The organism is Providencia sp. PROV202, assembly GCF_028479565.1.
Lineage (GTDB): Bacteria > Pseudomonadota > Gammaproteobacteria > Enterobacterales > Enterobacteriaceae > Providencia > Providencia zhijiangensis.
In genome coordinates, this window is the sequence record NZ_JAMPNV010000009.1 from 146,784 (window position 1) to 170,789 (window position 24,006).

Annotated in this window: 23 protein-coding genes; 15 read left to right on the forward strand and 8 right to left on the reverse strand. The window is 40.2% G+C overall.

The genetic code is table 11. From position 1 onward, the window contains the following. Positions 1-63 precede the first annotated feature (63 nt). Together PR799_RS05940 and ygfZ are read right to left on the reverse strand one after the other, a co-directional pair. Positions 64-684, reverse strand: a complete 621-nt coding sequence (locus PR799_RS05940) for an HD domain-containing protein (RefSeq protein WP_272521465.1) — start codon at positions 682-684, stop codon at positions 64-66. Positions 685-695: 11 nt separating this feature from the next. Next, on the reverse strand, positions 696-1,682 hold the full coding sequence (gene ygfZ / locus PR799_RS05945) for a tRNA-modifying protein YgfZ (RefSeq protein ID WP_272521466.1): 987 nt from the start codon (positions 1,680-1,682) through the stop codon (positions 696-698). Between the two features lie 291 nt (positions 1,683-1,973). Between ygfZ and sdhE the strand changes: the two genes are divergently transcribed. Further along, a complete protein-coding gene (sdhE, locus tag PR799_RS05950; RefSeq protein ID WP_036951240.1) occupies positions 1,974-2,240 on the forward strand; it encodes an FAD assembly factor SdhE in 267 nt (88 codons plus the stop codon). Further along, positions 2,221-2,631 (forward strand): protein YgfX, encoded by a 411-nt coding sequence (locus PR799_RS05955; RefSeq protein WP_132495768.1) that lies wholly within the window; start codon positions 2,221-2,223, stop codon positions 2,629-2,631. The genes sdhE and PR799_RS05955 overlap by 20 nt, the downstream gene beginning before the upstream one ends. Before the next feature lie 25 nt (positions 2,632-2,656). Here the strand turns inward: PR799_RS05955 and fldB are convergent, their stop codons facing one another. Then, positions 2,657-3,175, reverse strand: coding sequence for a flavodoxin FldB (gene fldB, locus PR799_RS05960; RefSeq protein WP_154627372.1), 519 nt, complete (start codon positions 3,173-3,175; stop codon positions 2,657-2,659). Between the two features lie 117 nt (positions 3,176-3,292). Between fldB and xerD the strand changes: the two genes are divergently transcribed. The 7 genes from xerD (at position 3,293) to PR799_RS05995 (ending at position 13,779) form a co-directional block, all read left to right on the forward strand. Continuing rightward, positions 3,293-4,195, forward strand: coding sequence for a site-specific tyrosine recombinase XerD (xerD, locus tag PR799_RS05965; protein WP_272521467.1), 903 nt, complete (start codon positions 3,293-3,295; stop codon positions 4,193-4,195). 18 nt (positions 4,196-4,213) lie between these two features. Next, on the forward strand, positions 4,214-4,915 hold the full coding sequence (gene dsbC / locus PR799_RS05970) for a bifunctional protein-disulfide isomerase/oxidoreductase DsbC (RefSeq protein WP_154627373.1): 702 nt from the start codon (positions 4,214-4,216) through the stop codon (positions 4,913-4,915). Positions 4,916-4,923: 8 nt separating this feature from the next. Beyond that, positions 4,924-6,657: a single-stranded-DNA-specific exonuclease RecJ gene (recJ, locus tag PR799_RS05975; RefSeq protein ID WP_272521468.1), complete on the forward strand. Its 1,734-nt coding sequence runs from the start codon at positions 4,924-4,926 to the stop codon at positions 6,655-6,657. 127 nt (positions 6,658-6,784) lie between these two features. After that, a protein-coding gene (prfB, locus tag PR799_RS05980) for a peptide chain release factor 2 (RefSeq protein ID WP_154627374.1) occupies positions 6,785-7,886 on the forward strand; the annotation gives its coding sequence in 2 pieces (ribosomal slippage) (positions 6,785-6,862 and positions 6,864-7,886; 1,101 coding nt in all). Between the two features lie 7 nt (positions 7,887-7,893). Next, entirely contained in the window at positions 7,894-9,411 is a 1,518-nt protein-coding gene (gene lysS / locus PR799_RS05985; RefSeq protein ID WP_036951129.1) for a lysine--tRNA ligase, read from the forward strand. A 691-nt stretch (positions 9,412-10,102) separates the two neighbouring features. After that, positions 10,103-10,603 (forward strand): hypothetical protein, encoded by a 501-nt coding sequence (locus PR799_RS05990; RefSeq protein ID WP_154627375.1) that lies wholly within the window; start codon positions 10,103-10,105, stop codon positions 10,601-10,603. 26 nt (positions 10,604-10,629) lie between these two features. After that, positions 10,630-13,779, forward strand: coding sequence for an FKBP-type peptidyl-prolyl cis-trans isomerase (locus tag PR799_RS05995; protein ID WP_272521469.1), 3,150 nt, complete (start codon positions 10,630-10,632; stop codon positions 13,777-13,779). Positions 13,780-13,923: 144 nt separating this feature from the next. Here PR799_RS05995 and PR799_RS06000 read toward each other — a convergent pair whose 3' ends face one another. The 3 genes from PR799_RS06000 to PR799_RS06010 all read right to left on the reverse strand — a co-directional run bounded on the left by PR799_RS06000 (position 13,924) and on the right by PR799_RS06010 (position 16,455). Further along, a complete protein-coding gene (locus PR799_RS06000) occupies positions 13,924-14,739 on the reverse strand; it encodes a helix-turn-helix transcriptional regulator (protein ID WP_154627376.1) in 816 nt (271 codons plus the stop codon). A gap of 892 nt (positions 14,740-15,631) precedes the next feature. Continuing rightward, entirely contained in the window at positions 15,632-15,988 is a 357-nt protein-coding gene (locus PR799_RS06005; protein WP_272521501.1) for a nitrous oxide-stimulated promoter family protein, read from the reverse strand. A gap of 254 nt (positions 15,989-16,242) precedes the next feature. Further along, positions 16,243-16,455: a DUF465 domain-containing protein gene (locus PR799_RS06010; protein WP_272521470.1), complete on the reverse strand. Its 213-nt coding sequence runs from the start codon at positions 16,453-16,455 to the stop codon at positions 16,243-16,245. A gap of 265 nt (positions 16,456-16,720) precedes the next feature. Between PR799_RS06010 and eco the strand changes: the two genes are divergently transcribed. Next, positions 16,721-17,197: a serine protease inhibitor ecotin gene (eco, locus tag PR799_RS06015; protein ID WP_154627421.1), complete on the forward strand. Its 477-nt coding sequence runs from the start codon at positions 16,721-16,723 to the stop codon at positions 17,195-17,197. A gap of 61 nt (positions 17,198-17,258) precedes the next feature. Here eco and PR799_RS06020 read toward each other — a convergent pair whose 3' ends face one another. After that, positions 17,259-17,696, reverse strand: coding sequence for a universal stress protein (locus tag PR799_RS06020; RefSeq protein ID WP_154627377.1), 438 nt, complete (start codon positions 17,694-17,696; stop codon positions 17,259-17,261). Between the two features lie 359 nt (positions 17,697-18,055). Here PR799_RS06020 and PR799_RS06025 point away from each other — a divergent pair, with 359 nt between their 5' ends. From PR799_RS06025 to PR799_RS06045, 5 genes are all read left to right on the forward strand, one after another. Beyond that, positions 18,056-18,985, forward strand: coding sequence for a cation diffusion facilitator family transporter (locus PR799_RS06025; RefSeq protein ID WP_154602571.1), 930 nt, complete (start codon positions 18,056-18,058; stop codon positions 18,983-18,985). A 147-nt stretch (positions 18,986-19,132) separates the two neighbouring features. Next, positions 19,133-20,173, forward strand: a complete 1,041-nt coding sequence (locus tag PR799_RS06030; RefSeq protein WP_272521471.1) for a galactose-1-epimerase — start codon at positions 19,133-19,135, stop codon at positions 20,171-20,173. Positions 20,174-20,237: 64 nt separating this feature from the next. After that, entirely contained in the window at positions 20,238-21,611 is a 1,374-nt protein-coding gene (gene dbpA / locus PR799_RS06035) for an ATP-dependent RNA helicase DbpA (RefSeq protein WP_272521472.1), read from the forward strand. A 346-nt stretch (positions 21,612-21,957) separates the two neighbouring features. Beyond that, entirely contained in the window at positions 21,958-22,296 is a 339-nt protein-coding gene (locus PR799_RS06040) for a type II toxin-antitoxin system RelE/ParE family toxin (RefSeq protein ID WP_272521473.1), read from the forward strand. Then, positions 22,284-22,451 carry a hypothetical protein gene (locus PR799_RS06045; protein ID WP_154627379.1) on the forward strand — a complete coding sequence of 56 codons (168 nt, stop codon included), beginning with the start codon at positions 22,284-22,286 and terminating at the stop codon, positions 22,449-22,451. The genes PR799_RS06040 and PR799_RS06045 overlap by 13 nt, the downstream gene beginning before the upstream one ends. Before the next feature lie 86 nt (positions 22,452-22,537). On the opposite strand, the gene PR799_RS06050 is transcribed toward PR799_RS06045, so the two are convergent. Further along, the gene (locus tag PR799_RS06050; protein WP_272521474.1) at positions 22,538-23,992 is read right to left on the reverse strand and encodes a bifunctional 2-methylcitrate dehydratase/aconitate hydratase; all 1,455 of its coding nucleotides are present in this window, start codon (positions 23,990-23,992) and stop codon (positions 22,538-22,540) included. Positions 23,993-24,006: the final 14 nt, after the last annotated feature.

Genomic DNA, 24,006 nt, shown 5'->3' on the forward strand with positions numbered 1-24,006 from the left:
TTTCTAGCTTTTTAATATGAAAACGCCAGATATTTATCTGGCGTTTTTTGTTTTATTTTTTAACTATAGCAGCCAGCCTTTTTGGTGGGCTTGCTCTAATTGCTGCTTAAGCTGCAACCAAAATTCGGGCAGGATCTCCTGAATATAGTCACACTTACTGACGACCTGCTCATGGCGAATATGATTTTCAACCCAGCTTTGACCTTGATTATGCAAGTTCAATAACATTGGCATCGCTCTGTCAATGGCATTGGCATATTTCGATTCCAAGGTTTCAACAGCATCATATTCATTCCATAATGCTAAGAACTCAGCATTTTGAGGACTAGGCAGTAAGTTAAACAGGCGGTTAGCTGCTTTGACTTCTTCATCATGAATAGCTTCACGAGCGGCATTATCAAACACTAAAACGTCACCCGCATCGATTTCGACGATATCATGAACGAGCGCAAGTTTAATGGCACGTTCGAGGTTAACACCCGGTACATAAGGAGCAAAAGCCATCGCAGCAACAGCAAACTGCCAGCTATGTTCGGCGGTGTTTTCGTGTCTTTCGCGGTTTAATAACTTATTCTTGCGATAAACGCTTTTCAGTTTATCGAGCTCCATCAAAAATTGGACGACTTCAGTAAAAGCCCCAAAATTCAAAACGTCGAGTGGCTTATTACTTGTTGCAGATGACATAAAAACCCCAGTTATTTATCTTCTTCTAATGAATAAGGTAGTGGTGCAATGGTCAGGCGGTTTTGTTCGTCACCCATAACGCGAAACAGACTATCGGCTTCCATATCGTTATTCATGATGATTTGGATGCTAAGTTCTCCATTCCCTAAACGCACAGCAGCAAGCACTGTTCCAGTACGGCGCCAATTTTCACCCAGTTGCCACTCAACACCATCACCAATAGTAGGAAGTGAGGAACCTGTGCCCGTTAGCCAGTACATAGCGCGTTTATTGGCACCACGGAACTTGGCGCGTGCGACCATTTCTTGGCCGGTATAGCAGCCTTTTTTAAAGCTAATACCGTGAGGAATAGCTTGTAAATTTGCCGCTTGTGGCAGATGTTGGGCACTATTTTCTTGGTCGATAACGGCAAAGCCTGCGGCAATGTCTAATGCTAACCATTGTTGGTCAGAAACCTGTGTTGCATTTAAGGTCTCTGCGAGATTTTGTGCAGTCGCTTCATCCGTAATAATTAAAAAACGCTCTGCGGGAAGATCAAAATGCAGAAGGGTGCTGTTGCCATCGGCAACAACTTGGTTTTGGGTATCCGGTAGTGTGGCGAACACGGACGAAAGTGCTTCTCGCGCCCCTTGTCCTGCAACGCCAAGTAATTTCAGTTCCGGTTTCTTTTCAAAAGTGACTTTAGAGAAAACCGCGTATTTTTTTAATTCAGCGAGCTGGGCATCGGCAACACTGCGTCTTTCAATATAAGAAAAACCGTCTAAGTGATGGAATAAGCGTAGGTCACTCCACATTTTCCCTTTGGGATCGCAATGGGCGGTTAATGTGTGCGCATGTTCAAGTGTGCTGATATCGGCGGTGACTTGCCCTTGCAGATATTTTTCTGCATCGGCGCCGTGGAGATGAATAAGTTCCCAGTTTTCCAGTGAAATCAAAACAAGGGGCAAAGACTGAGAATCGAGGGGAAACTGTTGTGTGTTGTCTACATGGGAAGTCATGATTTCACCTGTTGTTCTTTATCTGATAATGGTGCTTAATGGTAAAATAGCTAGGTCACATTGCAAGCCTAAACCCGCATTAAAGTTCCGTTATCTTATTATTCAGCATAAGAGGGTAAATAGTTTGTAGAAAAACGGTATTTTACAACCTAAAATGTGAACTATGTAGAGTGTGACATGTTTTATTGACAGATTATCTGATAGAGTATTTAAAATAATCAATCTTATCAGTCAACTGCAACAAAAGGTCGTAGTGAAATGGATAATGGAATGCCTAGCGGGCAAAGTCAAATCGATATCAATAACAAGGCGCGAATTCATTGGGCGTGCAGAAGAGGCATGCGTGAGCTTGATATTTCTATCATGCCATTTTTTGAATATGAATATGACGAGCTAACAGATCACGACAAACGTGTTTTTGTGCGCCTGCTCGAGTGTCCAGACCCAGATTTGTTCAATTGGTTGATGAATCACGGGCGTCCGGAGGACGAAGAACTGTTCTCTATGATTAAACTCATTCAAGAAAGAAATAAAAATCGTGGTCCTGTGGAAATCTAATCTTTCCATTTCATGGAAAACTCAGCTTTTTTCCACCTGTCTTCATGGGGTAACGGGCATTATTTTGCTGGTTGCACCATGGGCCCCAGGTAATTCAATGATTTGGCTGCCATTGTTAGTTGTGTTGGTAGCAAGTTGGGCAAAAAGCCAAAAAAATATCAGTAAAGTCAAAGGTGTGGCTGTATTGGTGAATGGCAACAAGCTGCAATGGAAAAAGAATGAGTGGGAAATTATCAAAGCACCATGGTGTAGCCGCTTTGGTATTTTATTAACGCTTAATGCGTTGCAAGGTAAGCCTCAGAAGCTCCGCTTGTGGATTGCAAAGGATTCCGTTTCCGAAGAGAACTGGCGCAATCTCAATCAATTACTACTGCAATATCCTGATATTTGATATTGCAGTGAGTTGTACTTGGTGTTTAAAGAGCAGCTTCAATTTCTTGTAGGATCTGCTCGCACCATTGTGCGACTCGCTCATCAGTTTGTTCAAACTGGTTCACATCATCTAATGCAAGACCCACAAACATCGTACCATCTTCAGTGAGCGGTTTCGGGCTTTCAAACTCATAGCCTTCAGTCGGCCAAAAGCCAATAAACTGTGCGCCAGTCGGTTTAAGCTGGTGATAGAGCATGCCGAGTGCATCTAAAAACCATTCGCTATAGTCAACTTGGTCACCCATGCCATACATTGCGACCATTTTATCCGCAAGGTTAAGTTTGGGAAGCGCTTCCCAAATTTCTAGCCAATCTTCCTGAATTTCACCAAAATCCCACGTAGGGATCCCCAAAATAAGAACATCGTACTGTTCCATTAATTCTGGCGGTGTATCGTTGACGTTATGGAGGGTAATGAAATCATCACCAAGAATGTCACGTATTTTTTCTGCGACCATTTCGGTATAGCAGGTACTTGAACCGTAAAAAAGACCTATTTTCATATATATTATTACTATATCCAGCGCTGGTTTTTATCACGAGGGACGTATTGTAACAGATGGTGCTACAATCAGGCATAATAGATTGCACTGTAATAATAAAGAGGCATAGGATCTGGCGTGGAACGTAAACAACTAAATCCTTTAATTGAACAGTTTCTTGATACAATTTGGTTGGAGCAAGATCTTGCTGAAAACACCTTGGCATCTTATCGTAATGATCTGCAATCGTTAGATAGATGGCTGGATGCACAGCAATTGCATTTGGAAAGTGTTCAGTCGATTGATTTGCAATCTTTTCTCGCAGAACGCATTGATGGCGGATACAAAGCCGCAAGTTCTGCGCGTTTATTAAGTTCGATTCGCCGGTTATTTCAATATTTTTACCGCGAAAAGATAAGAGCGGATGATCCTTCTGCGGTAATCGCAGCACCAAAAATTCCGCAGCGATTACCCAAAGATCTCAGTGAACAACAAGTTGAAGATTTGTTGAATGCACCTGCGACTGAAGACTCGCTTGAGTTACGAGACAAAGCTATGTTGGAAGTACTGTATGCCTGTGGCTTACGAGTCTCTGAGCTGATAGGACTAACATTTTCGGATATCAGCTTGCGTCAAGGTGTCGTTCGGGTCGTTGGTAAAGGTGATAAAGAGCGTTTGATCCCTCTGGGAGAAGAGGCGATTTACTGGTTGGAAAAATATATCGCGCAGGGGCGCCCAGATTTACTGAATGGGAAAACTAGCGATGTTTTATTTCCAAGCAAACGTGGTACGAAGATGACCCGCCAGACATTTTGGCACCGAATAAAATATTATGCCGTTCTTGCTAATATTGATGGGGATGCGTTATCTCCTCACGTATTAAGGCATGCATTTGCAACCCATTTATTGAATCACGGCGCGGACTTGCGCGTTGTACAAATGTTGTTAGGTCACAGTGACCTATCCACAACCCAAATTTACACACATGTCGCTACTGAGCGGCTACGTGCTTTACATGAGCAGCATCATCCAAGAGGGTGATGGGTGAAAAGGATAAATATGAAACGCAAACTACTTGTTTTAGCCGCCTGCATCGCCTCATTAACGGCATCGGTTTATGGCGCAACGGAAGAAAAACTGATTATCGAAAAACTGGCACATTATAATATGCAAGTGGAATCCATTAAGCCCTCCCCAATTGTGGGATTAAATACGGTGGAAACGGATAACGGCGTAATTTATGTGACGGATGACGGTAAATACCTGTTGCAAGGTCCAATTTATGATCTCAGCGGAAAAGTTCCGGTGAACATCAGCAACCAGCCTTTATTGAAGAAGATGGAAGCGTTGAAAAACGAGATGATCATCTTCAAAGCACCTAATGAAAAATATGCGATAACTGTCTTTACTGATATTAGCTGTGGTTACTGTAAGAAATTGCACGAAACAGTGGGGGAGCTAAACAGTAAAGGGGTGACTGTGCGCTATTTAGCCTTCCCGCGTCAAGGGATGAAGAGCGACACGGCAAAACAGATGGCATCAATCTGGTGTAATGCGTTACCAAAAGATGCGTTGACTAAAGCGTTCAAAGGTGACGAAGTTGCCATGATTGATGACTGTAAAATTGATTTAGGTAATCATTTGAAATTAGGTCAATTATTTAAAGTTACGGGAACACCAGCCATTGTTTTACCAAGCGGACAAGTACTCCCTGGCTTTTTAAAACCTGACGAATTACTCCAAATACTTGAACAGAAATAATCATCATTGTGAATGTCGAAACTTTTTTACGTCAACGAGAATTAACGGGTGATGCTGCGGCATTACCTAATGTTCCTGAACTTTTACAGCGTATTTATGCCTCTAGAGGGATAACCTCTCTCGCCCAATTGGAGCGTAAAGCGTCTAATTTGCTTGATTATCGTTCGCTATCAGGGGTTGAAAATGCACTAACGCTGCTCTATTTGGCGCTAGTGGAGCACCAAAAAATCACTATCGTTGGGGATTTTGATGCTGATGGTGCAACGAGCACCGCATTAGCTATACGTGCGCTTAAAGCGATGGGGTATAGGAATTTAAACTATATCGTCCCGAACCGTTTTGAAAACGGCTATGGTTTAACGCCATTAGTGGTGGATGAAGCCTATAAGCAGGGAACTGACCTGATTATTACGGTGGATAACGGTATTTCTTCTCATGATGGCGTGGTTACTGCTCACGAGTATGGGATGAAGGTGATTATTACCGATCACCATTTACCGGGAGAAACGCTACCGACGGCGGATGCTATCATCAACCCGAATCTTAATGATTGCCAATTTGCCTCGAAATCACTGGCCGGTGTTGGGGTAACGTTTTATTTAATGTCAGCGTTAAGAGCCCATTTACGCCAGCAGCAGTGGTTTGAAAAACAAGGGATTAGCGAGCCTAATTTAGCGGAATACCTTGATTTAGTTGCGCTGGGTACCGTAGCAGACGTGGTGCCATTAGATACGAACAACCGAATTCTGGTGCACCAAGGGTTGAACAGAGTGAGAGCTGGGCGCTGCTGCGCGGGGATAAAAGCATTAATTGAGGTGTCCAAACGAGATGCCTCTCGTCTAGTCGCGAATGATTTTGGCTTTGCTCTGGGGCCTAGACTTAACGCGGCAGGTCGGCTGGATGATATGTCTGTCAGTATTGAATTACTACTGACGGATGATATGGCGCATGCACGCCAGCTAGCCAATGAGTTGGATGGTTTAAACCAAACTCGTCGTGAAATTGAAGCGGGTATGCAGCAAGAAGCATTGGTGCTATTTAACAAAATAGAATACAGCGAAAATCAGTTACCGAATGGTTTAGCGCTATATCATCCCGAATGGCATCAAGGGGTGGTTGGGATCTTGGCTTCACGAATTAAAGAGCAGTTTCACCGTCCCGTTATTGCGTTCGCGCCAGCCGGAGATGGGTTATTAAAAGGTTCAGGTCGTTCTGTGCAAGGCGTGCATATGCGCGATGCATTAGAGCGATTAAATACGTTGCAACCGGGTTTAATGCAAAAGTTTGGTGGGCACGCTATGGCTGCGGGTCTGTCGCTCGAAGAAAGCAAATTTGACGCATTCAAATACCATTTCGAAACGCTGATGGGAGAGCTTATTCAACCTGAGCAATTATCGGGTGTTATTTGGAGTGATGGCGAATTATTGCGTAATCAGTTGTCATTAGAGACGGCTGAATTACTTCGCGAAAGCGGCCCGTGGGGGCAATCTTTTCCTGAACCTGTATTTGATGGGCACTTCCAGTTATTGCAACAAAAACTGGTGGGCGAGAAACATTTAAAATTGATGTTAGAACCCGTCAATGGCGGTCCGATGTTGGATGGCATTATGTTCAATATTGATGTCCGCAGATGGCCAGATAATAGCGTCAAAAAAGCGAAAATTGCGTTTAAGTTAGATGTGAACGAGTTCCGTGGTAATAAAAATGTGCAATTGATGATTGAACATATTTGGCCAGATTAAAACCACGGTAAAAGTTCGTTCAGAAATAGAGGATTGATGCCCTATAAACCTGACAGGAATTCCGTTATACTAAACGGTTCGTGAATGAAAATATTTATCTTTATTGATCAACTATAAGATAGTGAAAATGACGTTTGAAATAAACCCAGTAAAAAGCAAAATTCAGGACCTGTCTGAACGGACAACGGTTCTGAGGGGGTATCTTTGACTATGATGCCAAGAAAGAACGCTTAGAAGAAGTGAATGCAGAACTTGAGCAACCGGATGTCTGGAATGAACCAGAACGTGCTCAAGCACTTGGCAAAGAACGCTCTTCCCTTGAGGCGATTGTTGAGACAATTGACCAACTAACTCAAGGTATTGAAGACGTAGAAGGTTTATTGGAATTAGCGGTAGAAGCTGATGACGAAGAAACATTCAACGAAGCGGGCGCTGAGTTAGACGTACTGCAAGGCAAGTTAGAACAACTTGAATTCCGCCGTATGTTCTCCGGTGAATATGACAGTGCTGACTGCTACATCGACTTACAAGCAGGTTCTGGCGGTACAGAAGCGCAAGATTGGGCGAGTATGCTTATGCGTATGTATCTGCGTTGGGCTGAGTCAAAAGGCTTCAAAACAGAAATTATTGAAGAGTCAGATGGTGATGTGGCGGGTTTAAAATCTGCAACAATTAAAATCATCGGTGATTATGCCTATGGCTGGTTAAGAACAGAAACAGGTGTTCACCGTTTAGTGCGTAAAAGCCCATTTGACTCCGGTGGTCGTCGTCATACCTCATTTAGTTCAGCGTTTATCTATCCTGAAGTTGATGATGATATTGATATCGAAATTAACCCTGCTGATTTACGTATCGACGTATACCGTGCCTCGGGTGCCGGTGGTCAGCACGTTAACAAAACTGAGTCTGCGGTACGTATCACCCATATACCGACCAACATTGTGACTCAGTGCCAGAACGACCGTTCACAGCATAAAAACAAAGATCAAGCCATGCGCCAGTTAAAAGCGAAATTATACGAACTGGAAATGCAGAAGAAGAACGCAGATAAGCAAGCGATGGAAGAGAATAAATCGGACATTGGCTGGGGAAGCCAAATTCGTTCTTACGTCCTTGATGATGCACGCATTAAAGACTTACGTACTGGTGTGGAAACGCGTAACACGCAAGCCGTGCTGGATGGTGATTTGGATAAATTCATTGAAGCTAGTTTAAAAGCTGGCCTGTGAGGAAAAAATGTCTCAAGAGCAACAGGGTGCAGAACAAGCTCCCGATTTAAATAACGAACTCAAAGCCCGTAAAGAAAAACTGGTTGCGTTGCGCGAACAGGGTATTCCATTCCCAAATGATTTTCGTCGTGAAAATGTCTCCGACAAGCTTCACGCTGAATTTGGTGAAAAATCAGCTGAAGAGCTGGAAGACCTGAACATTGAAGTGACTATCGCGGGTCGTATGATGACTCGTCGTATCATGGGTAAAGCGTCATTTGCAACATTGCAAGATGTTGGTGGCCGTATTCAGATTTACGTTTCACGTGATGATCTGCCAGAAGGCATCTACAACGAGCAGTTTAAAAAATGGGACTTAGGTGACATTTTAGGCGCTAAAGGTCGTTTATTTAAAACTAAAACAGGCGAATTGACTGTTCACTGTCATGAAGTTCGTTTGTTGACTAAAGCTCTGCGTCCATTACCAGACAAATTCCACGGTTTATCAGACCAAGAGACACGTTATCGTCAACGTTACCTTGACCTGATTGCTAACGACGAGTCTCGTAACACTTTCATCATCCGTTCTAAGATCTTAGCTGAAGTTCGTAACTTCATGGTTGAGCATGGATTCATGGAAGTAGAAACCCCAATGATGCAAGTTATCCCTGGTGGTGCTTCTGCGCGTCCATTTGTTACGCATCATAATGCGTTAGATATCGATATGTATCTGCGTATTGCGCCAGAACTGTATCTGAAGCGCTTAGTTGTAGGTGGTTTTGAGCGTGTATTCGAAATCAACCGTAACTTCCGTAACGAAGGTTTATCTCCACGCCATAACCCAGAATTCACGATGATGGAACTGTATATGGCGTATGCCGATTACCGTGACCTAATTGTGCTGACTGAAGACTTGTTCCGTATCTTAACGCAGAAAGTATTAGGCAATACCGTTGTTAAATACGGTGAGCAAGAGTTCGATTTTGGTAAGCCATTTACCAAAATGACCATGAAAGAAGCTATCTGTAAATACCGTCCAGAAACTAACGTTGCTGATCTGGATGATATGGATAAAGCGGTTGCGATTGCTCAGTCTATCGGTATCAAGATTGAGAAGAGCTGGGGCTTAGGTCGTGTTCAGTGTGAAATCTTTGAAGAAGTTGCTGAAAGCCACTTAATTCAGCCGACCTTTATCACTGAATATCCAGCTGAAGTTTCTCCTTTAGCACGCCGTAATGATGACAACCCATTCATTACAGACCGCTTCGAATTCTTCATTGGTGGTCGTGAAATCGGTAACGGTTTCTCTGAGTTAAATGACGCAGAAGACCAAGCAGAGCGTTTTGCTGAGCAAGTTCGTCAGAAAGACGAAGGTGACGACGAAGCGATGTTCTACGACGAAGATTACGTAACTGCATTAGAGCACGGTTTACCACCAACAGCAGGTTTAGGTATTGGTATTGACCGCATGGTCATGCTATTTACCAATAGCCATACTATTCGTGATGTAATTCTATTCCCTGCATTACGTCCTAGCAAAGCTTAATCTTTGCTTTTCATGCCCAGTTAATAACTGGGCATGAATATTATCAATTAATCATGATATTTTTATTTAATTCTCTCATTCAAGCCCACAATTAATTTGTTGTATCTTTCCAGTATAAAAATAAAAATCTGCGTTACATCACGTTATGCGTTAATTTAAGCTCAATATCTTTTTAAGATAACTGCTATTCATTGACTACTTTAATAAGTGTAGAATTTTATTTTACTCAATACTTATCTTTATCATCGGAGTAGCTTTTATCATTTCATTGGGATATTCCAAAATGTGAGTATTTTCAATTTTTGAGTGAGTAAATGTACTTGTTTGTAATACCATGATTCTAAGTTGATTAATTAGACTAAGTTTAGAAAAACCTGAAAGATAGGATGAGTAAGCAAAGGTTACTTTGATTTATTACTAATAAAATGTGTTTTTGATGTTAATTAATGTGCAAGAGTCACCAATAAACACAAGTATGCGATATCTTATTTAAAGAGATATGAGTATTCATATACTGAAATAACAATCCCGTGATTGTAAAACTAAATTGGCACAAAATAAAAATGCATAAGATTTATGAGAAGTCTCTATTTCTCTATTCGGCTATATAGAAAATAGCGAGTTTTTAGCTTACACTAGGTTTCTAGGACATCATAATAATAGCGAAGAAAAGTACTGGTAAGGTAAATATATGTTTTTAAAAAATAAATTTTATGTCGCGTCTTTGCTTGCGGTAAGCACAGCTTTACTTTCTGGCTGTGTCACTGGTCCAAATGCGCAAAAGACGGCATTAGCTGATTCTCAAGCAACCACAGCGGCAACGAATAATTCACAGCAAAATAGTAAGGCTGATGATTCTTACCCTGAATCCCAGAATGTTTTAAATAATGCTTTAGATCGTTCACCAAATGCTGTTGAACAGCAAGGTGTTGCGCCACTAAATACTTGTATTAAAGAACTCAGTTCTCTGAAAACGCTATCACCAGAAAGTTATAATCGCCTGGTAGGATCATTTAAAGAAGTGAGTGAAATTAATCAGCTTTACAAACAAATCGAAGCAACTGCTAGCCCAGATACTATTGAGCTATTGCAAATGGCTATAGAATCTAAAACAAAAGTTCTTTGTGCTAAGGTGCGTTACAACGCAGTGCTATCAACGGAATCAACTTTGCAGAAAATTAATGGATTATGAGACTTAACCTAAGGCTTTGTGTCTCTTTGGCACTTTTTTCGACATGTTTTTCAACAGCTTCCTACGCGGAGCGTTTTAATAATGTCATCGATGACTTTGATACTTACCTTCAATCTGAAAATGAAGGTCAAAAACCAAAGCCACGACCTGTCGAAGTACCACTGAGTGTTAAATCACAAGCCCAAGGTTATGATGTCTTATCCTCTCTTTCGCCAGTTCCTGTGCCGAAAGAAAACCGTCAAGTTACGACGGGTAAAGCAAAGAGCACAAAAGAAAAAAAGGTGGCTCAGCGATCATCGAATACGGTGACGTCATCTCAATCTCAAAGTACAAAAGCATCGGTATCAACGCCTGTTGAGCCTAAAACTCCAGTTCAAGTAACAGAACCAGCTCAAGTAGCAGGCACAGAAATAAAACCTGCTATCGACGTCTGTTCGTTGCCTTCTGAGTCTCAATCTTACCAGCCTGCATCTTCCTATTTGCTACAAGGTAATCAATGGAATCCTAAGTATTTGGCGAAGGATTTTGCCAAATACCAAGTCATTATTGATCCGCTTGGCTTATATTCTTCGAATTTCACGAAGAAAGCAGGGACTGATAACTCAGTCAATTTGGCTCAGTTAGCAAAACTCATTGAGCAGCAGCAATTAAAAAATCTGTATCGCTTTGGTGTTGCCCAAGGTGTTGGTGAGCTGATTTCGTACAATAGGCTGTTAACGGATGGTCAATTAGTCACTAAGCTAACTAATTACAATAAAGACATTGCTGAATTAAATCGCATCATTACTGAAAAGCAAACGACGATAGCTAAACTCAGTGACGACATTGCAGCAAGTAAGTTACAAATTGAGCAATTACAAAATGTTGTAAAATCTGTTGATAATAAAGCTGTTATCGATGGGCTGAACAATGAATTAACCAAATCGCAGAAAGTGATTGCTGAAAAGCAAGCTAATCTGGATAACCTTACCAAACAGAATAATCAGTCATTAGACACTATCAAGCAGTTGGAAAAACAGCTGGGTGATGGTGTGATTGAAGCGACAAATGCGAAAAAACAACTTGCTGACAAAGACAAGCAAGTCACGGATGCTCATCAGCGTATCGAGCAATTAACCACTGAGATTGCCAAACTGCAATCTGACGCAAAACAACAATTGCAGTCATCCGGCAATACGGATGAGCAGTTGAAATCGGTGAATGCCAACTTAGTTAAGCAAGAAGCCTTGCTGAAACAGCGTGAGGATGAGCTAAAGCTGGCTCAAGCGCAAAAAAGTGATGTCCAATCCGCACTGAAGCAACAGCAAGATGCGGTTAAGCAGCTTGAGCAACAGAATCAGCAACTGGCTGAGCAAATGAAGCAGCAGTTGGCCGACAAAGACAAGCAAGTCACGGATGCTCATCAGCGTATCGAGCAATTAACCACTGAGATTGCCAAACTGCAATCTGACGCAAAACAACAATTGCAGTCATCCGGCAATACGGATGAGCAGTTGAAATCGGTGAATGCCAACTTAGTTAAGCAAGAAGCCTTGCTGAAACAGCGTGAAGATGAGCTAAAGCTGGCTCAAGCGCAAAAAAGTGATGTCCAATCCGCACTGAAGCAACAGCAAGATGCGTTTAAGCAGCTTGAACAACAGAATCAGCAACTGACAGATAAAGTAAAACAAAAATCTGCGGTAGAAGCTGAATTAGCTACCTCTAAGCAGCAGCTAGCTAAGGCTAATATAGACTTGCAAAACGTGAAGCAAGAGCTGGAAAGTAAAGCTGTGTTGATGGCTCAAGCTAGCGACAAACAAGTTAAAGCTTTGTCGGAGCAAAATCAGAAGCTCTTGACTCAACTCGCTGAAAAATCACAGCAGAACGACAAAGCTCAAGCGACATTAGTTGAGCAAACTGCCAAGTTAGTACAAAAAAATGCACTGGATGTTGAGTTAGCAGAAGCGAAGAAACAGCAGGCGACTCAGCAAAATGCTCATGAAAAAATTGCTAAGCAACTGGCTGATAGCCAAAATCAGTACACACAGCTACAAGCACAGCTAGCATCGAATGAACAAAGTTATGCGGATGCGAAAAAACAGTTAGCGCAAGCAAATACTGAAGTGCAAAAACTGCGTGCTGAATTAGAAAAACAGACTGAACTTGCAGGCAAAGATACTGACCTACAAGTCAAAGAATTAACGGCGGAATTACATAAGCAAATTAACTTACTCAAAGGCCGAGAAGAAGCTTTAACAAAGTTAGATTTAGAGAATAAAAGCATCCAAGATTCGTTAAAAGCGCAACTGTCTGATAAACAGCAGCTAGAGTCTCAAAATGTTCAGTTGATGTCGCAAACCAAAGAAAAAGAAGCATTGATTGCTAAGCTTGAAAGTGACCTTGCCAATCGTAACAAACAGCAAGCAGAGATCGAGCAAAAGCTACTAGATGCGAACAAACAATTGAATGCGTTGAAGTTAGATGCTGAAAAATTTAATGCCGAGAATCTCTCGAAAAAAGATCAGGAATTGCTTCAACTTAAGAAACAACTCGATGAAAAAACAGCAGCGGATAACAAGTCTAAGCTGGAGCTTGCTAGTGTTCAAGATAGTTTAAAGAAAGCAAAAGATGAGCTGGCATCCTTGAAAGCATTTTCAACGGATGAGGGATTGAAAACACAAATTAGGGATCTCAATCAGCGCGTGACTCAGTTACGTGAAGAGAATGATGCATTAAGAGCGAGTAAAAAAACACCTACAGGCAAGACACCGACCATTATCCAAATCCCATCTGCGGATAATGCGACTATTGCTAAAGAGAATGAAAAGCGGAATCAGAAGATCCTGCAGGATATAAAACAGCAGAAATACAGTAAGTTAGATAACTATACTTACTATAAGGTTTTACAAAAAGGTACGCCAATTACAAATGTGAAAGATAAGAAAATCACATTGATTATGCGTGAACAACTCACCGATGGTAAGGTGACCGTTATGCATACAGAGAAAAATCCAATGGTGTTACCTTATGATCAACTTCCACCACCAATGAACTCGTTCGTAGAAAAAGTGGGTGTAGGTGGAATGGTCAAAATTTATATTGAGCCTGAAGGTGGTTATGGTCCAGAAGGTATTCCCGGTGAAGTACCGCCAAATTCGATGTCAATTATTGATTTGAAAGTGATTCAAGCGAACTGATGACTAAAGGTTCTAAATAGAAAGAAGGGCTTACTTAAATAGTAGGCTCTTTTTTTATTTCCAACGGTATGCGGGGTTGCCTTTCTGTCAGTGTAGCTAAGACATCAATCCTATACTGACAGGGCATATAACGTGAGGAAGCTACTAGGCTGCTTTACGCGACCTACTGGGGGTATAACCAAAGCGCCTATGATAGCTTTGAGTAAAGTAAGACTGACTTGAAAAGCCTGCTTCCATAGAAACTTCCACGATACTCATCGACGTATTTATCAATAATTGATGTGCATACATGATGCGCTTCTCACTGATCCAAGAACGTGGCGATGTCGCATAAACAGTATGAAATAGCTCTTTGAATGTTGTTAAGCCCATGCCAAACGTTCTGGCAAACTCATTTAATTTCCACTCTTTTAAATAATTATTTTCCATGAAGGTCTGCAAACGCTCAGCTTGGCGATTACTGAGTTGTCGTAAATTGGACAATAGGGTTGCACCTTGCTCACTGTAGGATAATAACAAAAGTAGCTCATTAATCCTTAAGTTAAGAATCATTTCCGGGTACTGAGTTTGAATAAATGACTCTAAACTATTTTTTAACTCATTAATTAATGGGTTTGTTGTAAATTTAATGATGTCTTTTACAGCGCTTTCAGTGCGCTCGATCTCACTTAATTGAGAACCATAGTGAGATAAGTACTCGCGTAAAAACTTATCATCCAATGAGACCCATAAGAATTCACCGTCTAATGCATTACTCTCCGTTTTAAACGAGTACGATCCCTGTTTGTGATAGAGAATATCACCTTCATGCAGGCTTTGATTTGCCGCAGGGGTTTCTAATAAAATCGCCCCTTTTTCTATGATGATAAGACCTTTAGAGGTTAAATCGAGTATCGCATGTGGGTTATTTTTATCTATGCGAACTTTTTTTATCACCTGATGACTTAATTTGCTGTTCATGGTAGCACCTTTATTAAAATTAGCTCTTTAAGTAATAGTTGAAATTAAATGTCAATTTTTTAACTTCTATTGATATAAAAAATCACTATAACTTTGATGATTAAAATTATATGAGCTGTTCTTTTATATGTCATATCGTAAATTAAAGTATTAATAAATGTTTCGAAATATAGTTTTTACGATTCATTCGTATATATTCATCGGTTATTCCGAGTGACTCATTTAGTGTTCTATTCGTTTGTTCTGATGGTTACTGGTAACTATAGTTTTAAATTCTAACTTTATACAATTTTATGGATTTAAATATTTTATGTTTTTTTACGCTTTTTTGATGTTTTTTTGACTTTTAAAGGTAAGTAGTCATTATTTGTGTTTTATCATAAATAATAGCGATGTAAATTATTTGGGATACATTCGTTAAAAGTATTAATAATAAATTTTTCTAATGATTTTTATCGTTAGTCTCATTATCAATTAATAATTTAACTTATTATGATTCAATATTTTCATTGAAAAACTCAATTTAAGTCAAATATTGAGATTTAAATCTCATTTTTAACATGTATAGGTTTGAGTTATTGATTTTGGCTTTTTTATAAATATGGTTTTTGGTTATTAATTTTTATTGGTTACTAATTTTTATAAGAACGTCATTTTTAGAGAGGGGAATATTGATGATGTGTTTAAGTAAATAGACTTTATTTGTCATAAACTGAATATCGGATTCGTGATGTTTTAAAAAGTGATAAAAAACCAATAGGATAGTAAAAATAAACCGAAGATTTAGACGAATCAGTAGTGGTTAAATATATTTAACATTTACATGGGGGGATTTAGTTTCTACAGGATCACACTTCTTCTATTGGCTTGGTAAAATATTTTGCACTTAGAGTTATTTACCTCTATTAGATGTTGCGCGTTGCCTTGGAGGTAATTCAGGGACTGGTTTTTTATCATCAATGAGATGACGAATTGCTAAGATGGGATGGCAATAGAGCATTTTGGGGCCGGCCCAACGCATAATCACTTTCATTTGCTCTCGTTGTTTCGGTTGGTAGCAGTGTATAGGACACTGTTTACAAGCTGGTTTTTCTTCACCATAACGGCATTTTTTTAGGCGTTTAATCGCATAAGAAAAAAGAGTTTGGTAATGTTCAGGATTGTCTTCAGGAGCAGGGTGTGTCTTTTCATAGATTTTTATCATTTTCTCTATCGTTACGATTTCCCGAGATATTCTTTTACCCACCATCATCGCTTCCCCTTAATTAAAGATATATTAAATATATATCTTTAAGGTAACTATTTATAGGCGCTTAAATCAATATAAAAGCATTTTTTCCCCTCATTAATAGCAAAAATGGCATAAGAGAAATTTCTTATGCCATTAACACTGGATTATAGCCAATTGTGTTGTAGCTAGCTTATTGGAGCCAGACGTACTGAAGCTAAGACTCCAATGTACTTGATAAAGTAAGATTAGCTATAGCTTAAAGGCAAGGCAGCTTATCGACTGGTTTGTATTATTCTCTGCATTTCATCTTTTAGATGCAGTTTTTCTTTTTTAAGTTTGGCAACCTGTTCGTTATAGCCAGCACCGGAAGGTCCTTCAAGCTTGCTAATTTCTTTATCTAACTGGTGATGCTTCTCATAGAGAGATTGAAAGCGGGGATGTGTGGAGATTAATTGTGAAACTAAATCTTGATCAGCAGATAACATACTACCTCCTCAGAATGAATTAAGCCTCACTATCAGTATAACCATTGATTGTTTTATGTACATATCGAAGGGGCGGATTTACATAATTTTTATTAATTTTATGATCCTTATACTAATATTAAGTATTATCACTAAAGGATTAATGAGTTATCTATATTTTTGTAATTAAGAATCATCTATAGTGATTAAAGTGGTTGAATTGACCTACTATGTATTAAACCCTAGTTTTTAATGTTGTTATTTTTTTACCAATAGGAATTTTATGATGAAAAAAGCGATTTTGTCTGTAATGGCTGCGGTGGCAGTGTCTTCTTGTGCAATGGCGACTGAAGATTTAGGAAAGATCGCTCCGTATCCAAAAGCAGAATCTGGTATGACTCGTCATGTAATCCAACTTGATACTCAGCAAAATGAATATGATTACATGGTTGAGCTGGTTATCGGTAAAACCATCAAAGCGGACTGTAACCGCCAATGGTTTATGGGTGACTTAGAAGAAAAAACCTTAGAGGGTTGGGGATATAACTACTACAAATTAGAGGAAGTCAAAGGGCCTGCCTCAACAATGATGGCGTGTAGTGAGCCTGCAAAAGATCGGTTTATTACCACTCAGTTAGGTGATGAAGCATTTGTTCGTTATAACAGCAAACTCCCAATTGTTGTTTATGCGCCAAAAGATATGGAAGTGAAATATCGTATTTGGTCGACAGACGATAAATTAATGAACTCTACTAAGAAATAATGCATTGAAATGCCGCGTCAGTTTTCTATGATGCGGCATTTTTTATTTTGTAAGCTTTAGATTAACGAACGACAAACACTGATGTTTGTGCATGACGAACAATGGCGGATGCTGTCGAACCTAATAAATAGGTGGATGTGCTTGGATGATGAGAACCGATGACAATCAGGTCTGCATTAATGGTTTTAGCATAGTCTAAAATTTCGTCTTTTGCTGAACCAATGCTTACTTGACATGTAATTTGAGAACTTGGAATTTTAGTATCTTTGATCACTTCTTCTAATGCCCGCATCGCGAGTGTTGCACGCTCAGCCGAATTTTTATGGCTTTCAGGTAAAATAGCGACTTCAATACCAAAAAATAGTTCTACACTCGGGATCACCGAGAAAAAGTGAATCTCAGGCTTACCCAATGTTGCCAAATATTCCACATGTTTGATGATGCTTGAATTTAAATCATCTTCTAACAGATCAATAGGAACCAATATTTTCTTATACATAGCCACCTCTTCATTTGTTATTTTAATTTGATTATATACCTATCATTTTATAAGTCATATTACACTTATAATTTTGTGATATTGGATTCATAGGAGCATGGCTATCTAATAAAGATAAATCTACACTCTATCTATAATAGAGACTAGGCTAGTCATGAATACCTTCTATTTGTGGCTTTTATCTGATTAAAGATAGAAAAATAAAGAATAACCATTCTCAATCAATGTAATTAATTATTTACAATTTATTATGGGACATTTAACAAATAATATGAGAATATCGCCATGCTTAATTAAGTTGTTGAAAATACACTATATTTAAATGATAATTGTTTTGCTTTTCATTAAGAAAATAAACTATGCATAAACATGAAATCCCAACTTCCGGGAAAAATGAATTCGAACTACAACAAGAGAAATTTAAAGCCGCAAAAAAAAGTACATTGATCAGTGTGGCGGTGAATACGCTGTTGTCTATTTGGCAAATTATTGTCGGTATATTTTCCCACTCATCAGGCTTAATTGCTGATGGTATTCATACACTTTCGGATTTAATTGCAGACTTTGTTGTCCTTATTGCGAATAAAAAAAGTCATAAAAAACCTGATGCTGACCACCCATATGGCCATTTTCGTTATGAAAACGGGGCTTCCCTTATTTTAGGGATTATTTTGTTGATCGTTGGTGTCGGTATGGGCTGGTCTGCGGTCGAAAAAATGATTAACCCAGATTTAATCCCAGAAGTTCATACGATTGCATTAGTTGCTGCATTAACGGCTCTGGTTGCGAAAGAAGGCTTATTCCGCTACATGCTGCATGTGGCAAATAAAGTGAATTCGAGTATGTTAGTGGCGAATGCTTGGCATGCACGTTCTGATGCTGCTTCTTCATTAGTGGTCGCTATCGGGATTATTGGGAGTTTATGTGGTATCCGTATTCTTGACCCCATTGCCGCTTTAATTGTGGGGACATTCGTTTTCCGTATGGGATTCAAATTCACTTATCAGTCTATGCAAGATTTAATGGATAAAGGTGCAGATGAAGAAACGCTCGAACAAATGAGCGATGTTCTTCGAGGTATTTCGGGAGTTAAAGGATTCCATGATTTGAAAACACGCAAATCTGGCGACTTTTTCCTTGTAGATGTCCACTTAGAATTAGATGGCCAAATGACAATTCTAGAAGGGCATGATATTGCAGTGAACGTACGGAAACAGTTAATGAAAAATCCACAAATACTGGATGTTATGACCCACTTAGACCCTTACGATAAAGATTGTTTGCATTGATTCCTATTTAAGTATTAAACATTTTTGAAAAAGCTGACGTATTATGCGCTCAGCTTTTTTCTTTTTACGTAATCGAGAATTCGTTTTATTATTGTTAAATTATGTTGGTTACACGATAAGTGGAAATATAAGGAATATTAGGGAAAAATGCAGTTTACCAAGCAACAACGTCATACTCTACGCACACCGAAGGTCGTTGCACTCACAAATAAACAGGGAATGAAAATTATTTTGAGTAGTTTAGGCGCCAGCTGGGTGAGCTGCATATTGCCGTTGACGAGTGGTAAACGCGATATCATTTTAGGTTCACCTAATATGGCCGCTCAAATGGAACAGCGAGTTTATTTTGGTGCAACGGTAGGGCGAGTCGCAAATCGTATTGCAAACTCCACTTTTGACCTTGAAGGTCGTAAATATCAACTTGCACATAATCAAGGCGCACATTGCTTGCATGGTGGGCGTGATAACTTCAGTTATCGAGTGTGGTCAATCGCTCAGCCGGATCAGCAGCAAGCGATTTTTACCCTTGTCTCTTCTGATGGTGACCAAGGTTTTCCGGGGGAGTTAAAAGTTGAAGTGCATTATGAGCTCACTGACGATAACCAAGTGGTCATTAACTACCGATATCAATGTAACCAAGATTGCCCTGTTAACTTGACTAATTACACCTATTTTAATCTTGCGGGAGAACAGTCGGATCGCACTGCATTTGAGCATGACCTCCAAATGCAGGCAGTATATTTCTTGCCACAGGATAGTGAAGGGCTCCCAACGGGAGAATGGCGTGATGTCACTGACACTTATTTCGACTTTAGGCAAAAGAAACGTGTTGGCTATGACTTTTTACAAGATGAAGAGCAGCAAGCGGTAGGTGGATATGACCATACTTTTATATTTGATGAGTCAGTGGTCGATGGGCGACAAATTGTGGCGACACTGGGTTCTCCCAATGGTGATGTGCAAATGAATATGGTGAGTACTTCACCTGCTATCCATTTGTATACGGGGAACCATTTAATCTCTGTTTTAGGTAAAAGCAAAACCTATACGCCATTTTCTGGGATAGTGTTGGCTCCACAATACCCATTTGATGGTTTAGGGCATACAGAATCAGATGGTGAAAACCCTATTATTGCCAAAGCTAATCATATTTATACCAGCCAAACTCGCTATCAATTTATTTTTTAGTATCATGTACGAGGGGCTATGCTCCCCCGTAATGATCTCTTTTATTTTATTCGGAATGTTAACTGTGACTTCATTTGCTGAACTAAATGCGCTTCCTGCGGAGCAACTCTCCAATCTCAATGAATTGGGCTTTTTAACCATGACCCCAATTCAAGAAGCGGCATTACCCGCTATCCTTGCAGGCAAAGATGTGCGAGCCCAAGCTAAGACGGGGAGTGGGAAAACGGCTGCTTTTGGCCTAGGGCTATTACAACGTATTGATGCAAAAAACTTTAATACCCAATCCCTCGTTTTATGTCCAACAAGAGAATTAGCGGATCAAGTCGCAAATGAATTACGCCGTTTAGCGCGTTATATTCCTAACCTCAAAATTTTAACTTTATGTGGCGGTGTACCTTTTAGTGTTCAGCGCGATTCGTTAGTGCATGCCGCTCATATTTTGGTGGCCACACCGGGGCGTTTGCTTGATCATTTACATAAAGAAACTGTGCAGTTAGATCATTTACAGACACTGGTGCTTGATGAAGCCGACCGCATGTTAGATATGGGGTTTGCGGATGATATTGACGCAGTAATCTCTTTCGCGCCAGAAGATAGACAAACACTTTTATTCTCAGCAACATGGCCGGATAGCATTGCAGCAATTAGCCAACGTATCCAAAATAATCCGCAAACCATTGAAATCAATTCTGTTAACGAATTACCTGACGTGGAACAGCAATTTTACGAAGTGTCTCGCCACGATAAAATTGATTTACTGCAAAAGCTATTAAGCCGTGAACAGCCGGCTTCTTGTGTTGTGTTCTGCAACACGAAAAAGGATTGTCAGGCTGTCTATGATGCTTTAATGGACAGCCGTCAAAGCGTCTTAGTCTTGCATGGCGATATGGAGCAGCGCGATCGCGACCAAACCTTAGTTCAATTTGCAAATGGTAGCAGCCGAGTCTTGGTTGCGACGGATGTAGCGTCTCGAGGTTTAGACATTAAAGCACTGGAAATGGTGATTAACTATGAGTTGTCTTGGGATCCTGAAGTGCATGTTCACCGTATTGGCCGTACAGCTCGAGCAGGACAAAGCGGCTTAGCGATAAGCCTATGCTCACCAGAAGAAGCTCAACGTGCAAACGTGCTCGAAGAGATGCTCAACATGAAGCTGAACTGGCTGTCAGAGCCAACAGGGTTACGCATTACACCATTAGAAGCCCAATGGGTAACTTTATGCCTAGATGGCGGTAAAAAAGCGAAAATACGCCCTGGAGATATTTTAGGTGCATTAACCGGAGACGTTGGTTTAGAAGGGGATGATATTGGTAAAATCGCGATTCATCCAATTCATGCCTACGTTGCGATTAAAAAATCAGTGGCGAACAAAGCGTGGAAGCAATTACAACAAGGTAAAATCAAAGGCAAATCAGTGAGAGCGAGATTGCTAAAGTAAATTCTTAGACCTACATATATGAAGCCCTAGTTGAGTCAACTGGGGCTTTTTTGTCTCTATGATAATTAAAAATAACAAATAAATCTTAATAATTTCCATTGGTATTATTTTGTTTATTTTATTCTTGCCATGATTTCTGCGAAGCGCATTCCATTCATTTTATCGAGTTTCTTTTTTTATTTAATCTACTTAATTTTTTGGTTATAAAAGCCGTGACCCGTATTTAATCGGTTATTTGATTTTTGTTTTTTTAGAAAATTAGTTTTTCTTAATAACCAGAGAGTTGAGTTTTTTTCTTAAAGTAAGGAGATTTGTTTTGTTGACATGGACGATAAGAACGAGGATTTTGTTTGACAATTGGTTAGAAACTCAAAACTATCGAGTGAAAAAGAAAGTACTTTCGATGCTTTTGATCCTTTCTGAATATGGGCCACATTTAGGGCGCCCTTATGCAGATAGATTAAAACTTTCTAAATTTATTCATATGAAAGAACTCAGGATCCAAGTTTCGGGGGTACCTATTCGAGTCTGTTTTGCGTTTGATCCAAGAAGTTGTGGAATTGTGTTATGTGCAGGTAATAAAAAAGGTTGTGATGAAAATCAGTTTTATATCAAGTTGATTAAATCAGCAGATGCAGAATATGCATCTCACTTAGTGAAACCGGAGGGATTATGGGTACGTTAAGCGAGTTATTAGAAAAATGTTCACCAGAAATGCGTCAAGAGATTGATGAAGAGGTGGCGAAGTTAAGGGAAGAAGTGATGGCGTCATTAGTACCAGCGGAAAATATTGTCACGGGACAAGATGATATTTCTGCACTTGTGCCACAAATGCCATAAACCGTGCTATTTGTGATGTACAGACAGTCAACGGGATTCGATAGCGTGGAGCCTTTGACTGTCTGTAAATCAAAAAAATAACAAAACTAAATCACCCATAAATCGAGAAATTCATTAACAGGCATATTTTCAAATAATGGTTTATCCAGTGCAGCGGCTAAAATTCGCAACTGTTGAGTTTCAGGGAACTGACGCGCTAAGTTGGTTCTGAATTTCTTAAGTAACAGCGGCATGCCTTCTTGACGACGACGTTTATGACCAACGGGATATTCAATAACTACTTCGTCCAAAATTTGCCCATTTTTTAATGTGATAGTGAGTCCATTGGTGATAGAGCGTTTTTCAGGATCATGATAATCCTGCGTAAATTCAGAGTCTTCATGGCACTGCATCTTGGCTCGCAGCGCATCAATTCGGCTATCTTGAGCGACACTGTCCTCATAGTCAGAGGCGGTGAGGCGACCAAAAATAAGCGGGATTGCTACCATATATTGAATGCAATGATCGCGGTCTGCCGGGTTCTGTAATGGGCCTTGTTTATCAATAATGCGCACGCAGGCTTCGTGGGTACGAATTGAAATAGACTCGATATCGTCAGAGGTTTTTCCCATTGAACTCAGTTGTTCATGCAATTGTAAAGCGGCTTCAACTGCGGTTTGAGCGTGAAACTCTGCTGGGAAAGAAATTTTGAACAACACATTTTCCATCACATAAGAGCCGTAAGGTCGCTGGAATTTAAATGGCTGACCACGGAACAGGGAGTCGTAAAAACCCCATGTTTTTGCGGTTAATGCGGTTGGATAGCCCATTTCACCTTTTTGTGCCATAAGCGCCAAGCGAACTGCACGAGAGGTGGCATCTCCTGCTGCCCATGATTTACGGGAGCCAGTATTTGGCGTGTGTCGATAGGTACGCAAGCTATGGCCATCAACCCATGCAAGGGAAACTGCATTGAGAATTTGCTCACGGGAGAGTCCTAGCATTTGAGCAACGACGGCAGTTGAGGCCACCTTGACCAGAATGACATGGTCAAGTCCGACTTTATTAAACGCGTTTTCGAGTGCGATACAGCCTTGAATTTCATGAGCTTTTATCATTGCGGTGAGGACATCACGGATCACTAACGGCTTTTTACCCTTAGCGAGATTTTCACGGGAAAGCCAATCGGCGGTGGCTAAAATACCACCGAGGTTATCCGATGGATGTCCCCATTCCGCGGCTAACCAAGTGTCGTTGAAATCTAACCAACGACATAGCGTACCGATATTAAATGCGCTTTGGACGGGATCTAATTGAAATTGCGTGCCAGGTACTTTGGCGCCATTCGGCACAATTGTACCCGGAATAATCGGACCTAATAACTTTTTACAAGCAGGGTATTCAAGGGATTCCATACCGCAGCCTAGGGTATCCAGTAAACAATAATAGGCAGTATCGTATGCCAACGTTGAAGTGATAGGAAAATCAATAACATAATCGACAATATCCGTCATCACTTTATCAAATTGAACATGTGGAGTCGTTTGATTTTGCGTGGTCATTATTTTTACCTTAA

Bases quoted from the DNA above. Each gene is read 5' to 3' on its own strand.
- PR799_RS05990 (WP_154627375.1), top strand. From the start codon at position 10,103: ATGTTTTTAAAAAATAAATTTTATGTCGCGTCTTTGCTTGCGGTAAGC.
- PR799_RS06000 (WP_154627376.1), bottom strand. From the start codon at position 14,739: ATGAACAGCAAATTAAGTCATCAGGTGATAAAAAAAGTTCGCATAGAT.
- PR799_RS05940 (WP_272521465.1), bottom strand. From the start codon at position 684: ATGTCATCTGCAACAAGTAATAAGCCACTCGACGTTTTGAATTTTGGG.
- PR799_RS06025 (WP_154602571.1), top strand. From the start codon at position 18,056: ATGCATAAACATGAAATCCCAACTTCCGGGAAAAATGAATTCGAACTA.
- fldB (WP_154627372.1), bottom strand. From the start codon at position 3,175: ATGAAAATAGGTCTTTTTTACGGTTCAAGTACCTGCTATACCGAAATG.
- PR799_RS06030 (WP_272521471.1), top strand. From the start codon at position 19,133: ATGCAGTTTACCAAGCAACAACGTCATACTCTACGCACACCGAAGGTC.
- PR799_RS06020 (WP_154627377.1), bottom strand. From the start codon at position 17,696: ATGTATAAGAAAATATTGGTTCCTATTGATCTGTTAGAAGATGATTTA.
- eco (WP_154627421.1), top strand. From the start codon at position 16,721: ATGAAAAAAGCGATTTTGTCTGTAATGGCTGCGGTGGCAGTGTCTTCT.
- PR799_RS06050 (WP_272521474.1), bottom strand. From the start codon at position 23,992: ATGACCACGCAAAATCAAACGACTCCACATGTTCAATTTGATAAAGTG.
- PR799_RS06005 (WP_272521501.1), bottom strand. From the start codon at position 15,988: ATGGTGGGTAAAAGAATATCTCGGGAAATCGTAACGATAGAGAAAATG.
- PR799_RS06045 (WP_154627379.1), top strand. From the start codon at position 22,284: ATGGGTACGTTAAGCGAGTTATTAGAAAAATGTTCACCAGAAATGCGT.
- PR799_RS06010 (WP_272521470.1), bottom strand. From the start codon at position 16,455: ATGTTATCTGCTGATCAAGATTTAGTTTCACAATTAATCTCCACACAT.
- dsbC (WP_154627373.1), top strand. From the start codon at position 4,214: ATGAAACGCAAACTACTTGTTTTAGCCGCCTGCATCGCCTCATTAACG.
- ygfZ (WP_272521466.1), bottom strand. From the start codon at position 1,682: ATGACTTCCCATGTAGACAACACACAACAGTTTCCCCTCGATTCTCAG.
- lysS (WP_036951129.1), top strand. From the start codon at position 7,894: ATGTCTCAAGAGCAACAGGGTGCAGAACAAGCTCCCGATTTAAATAAC.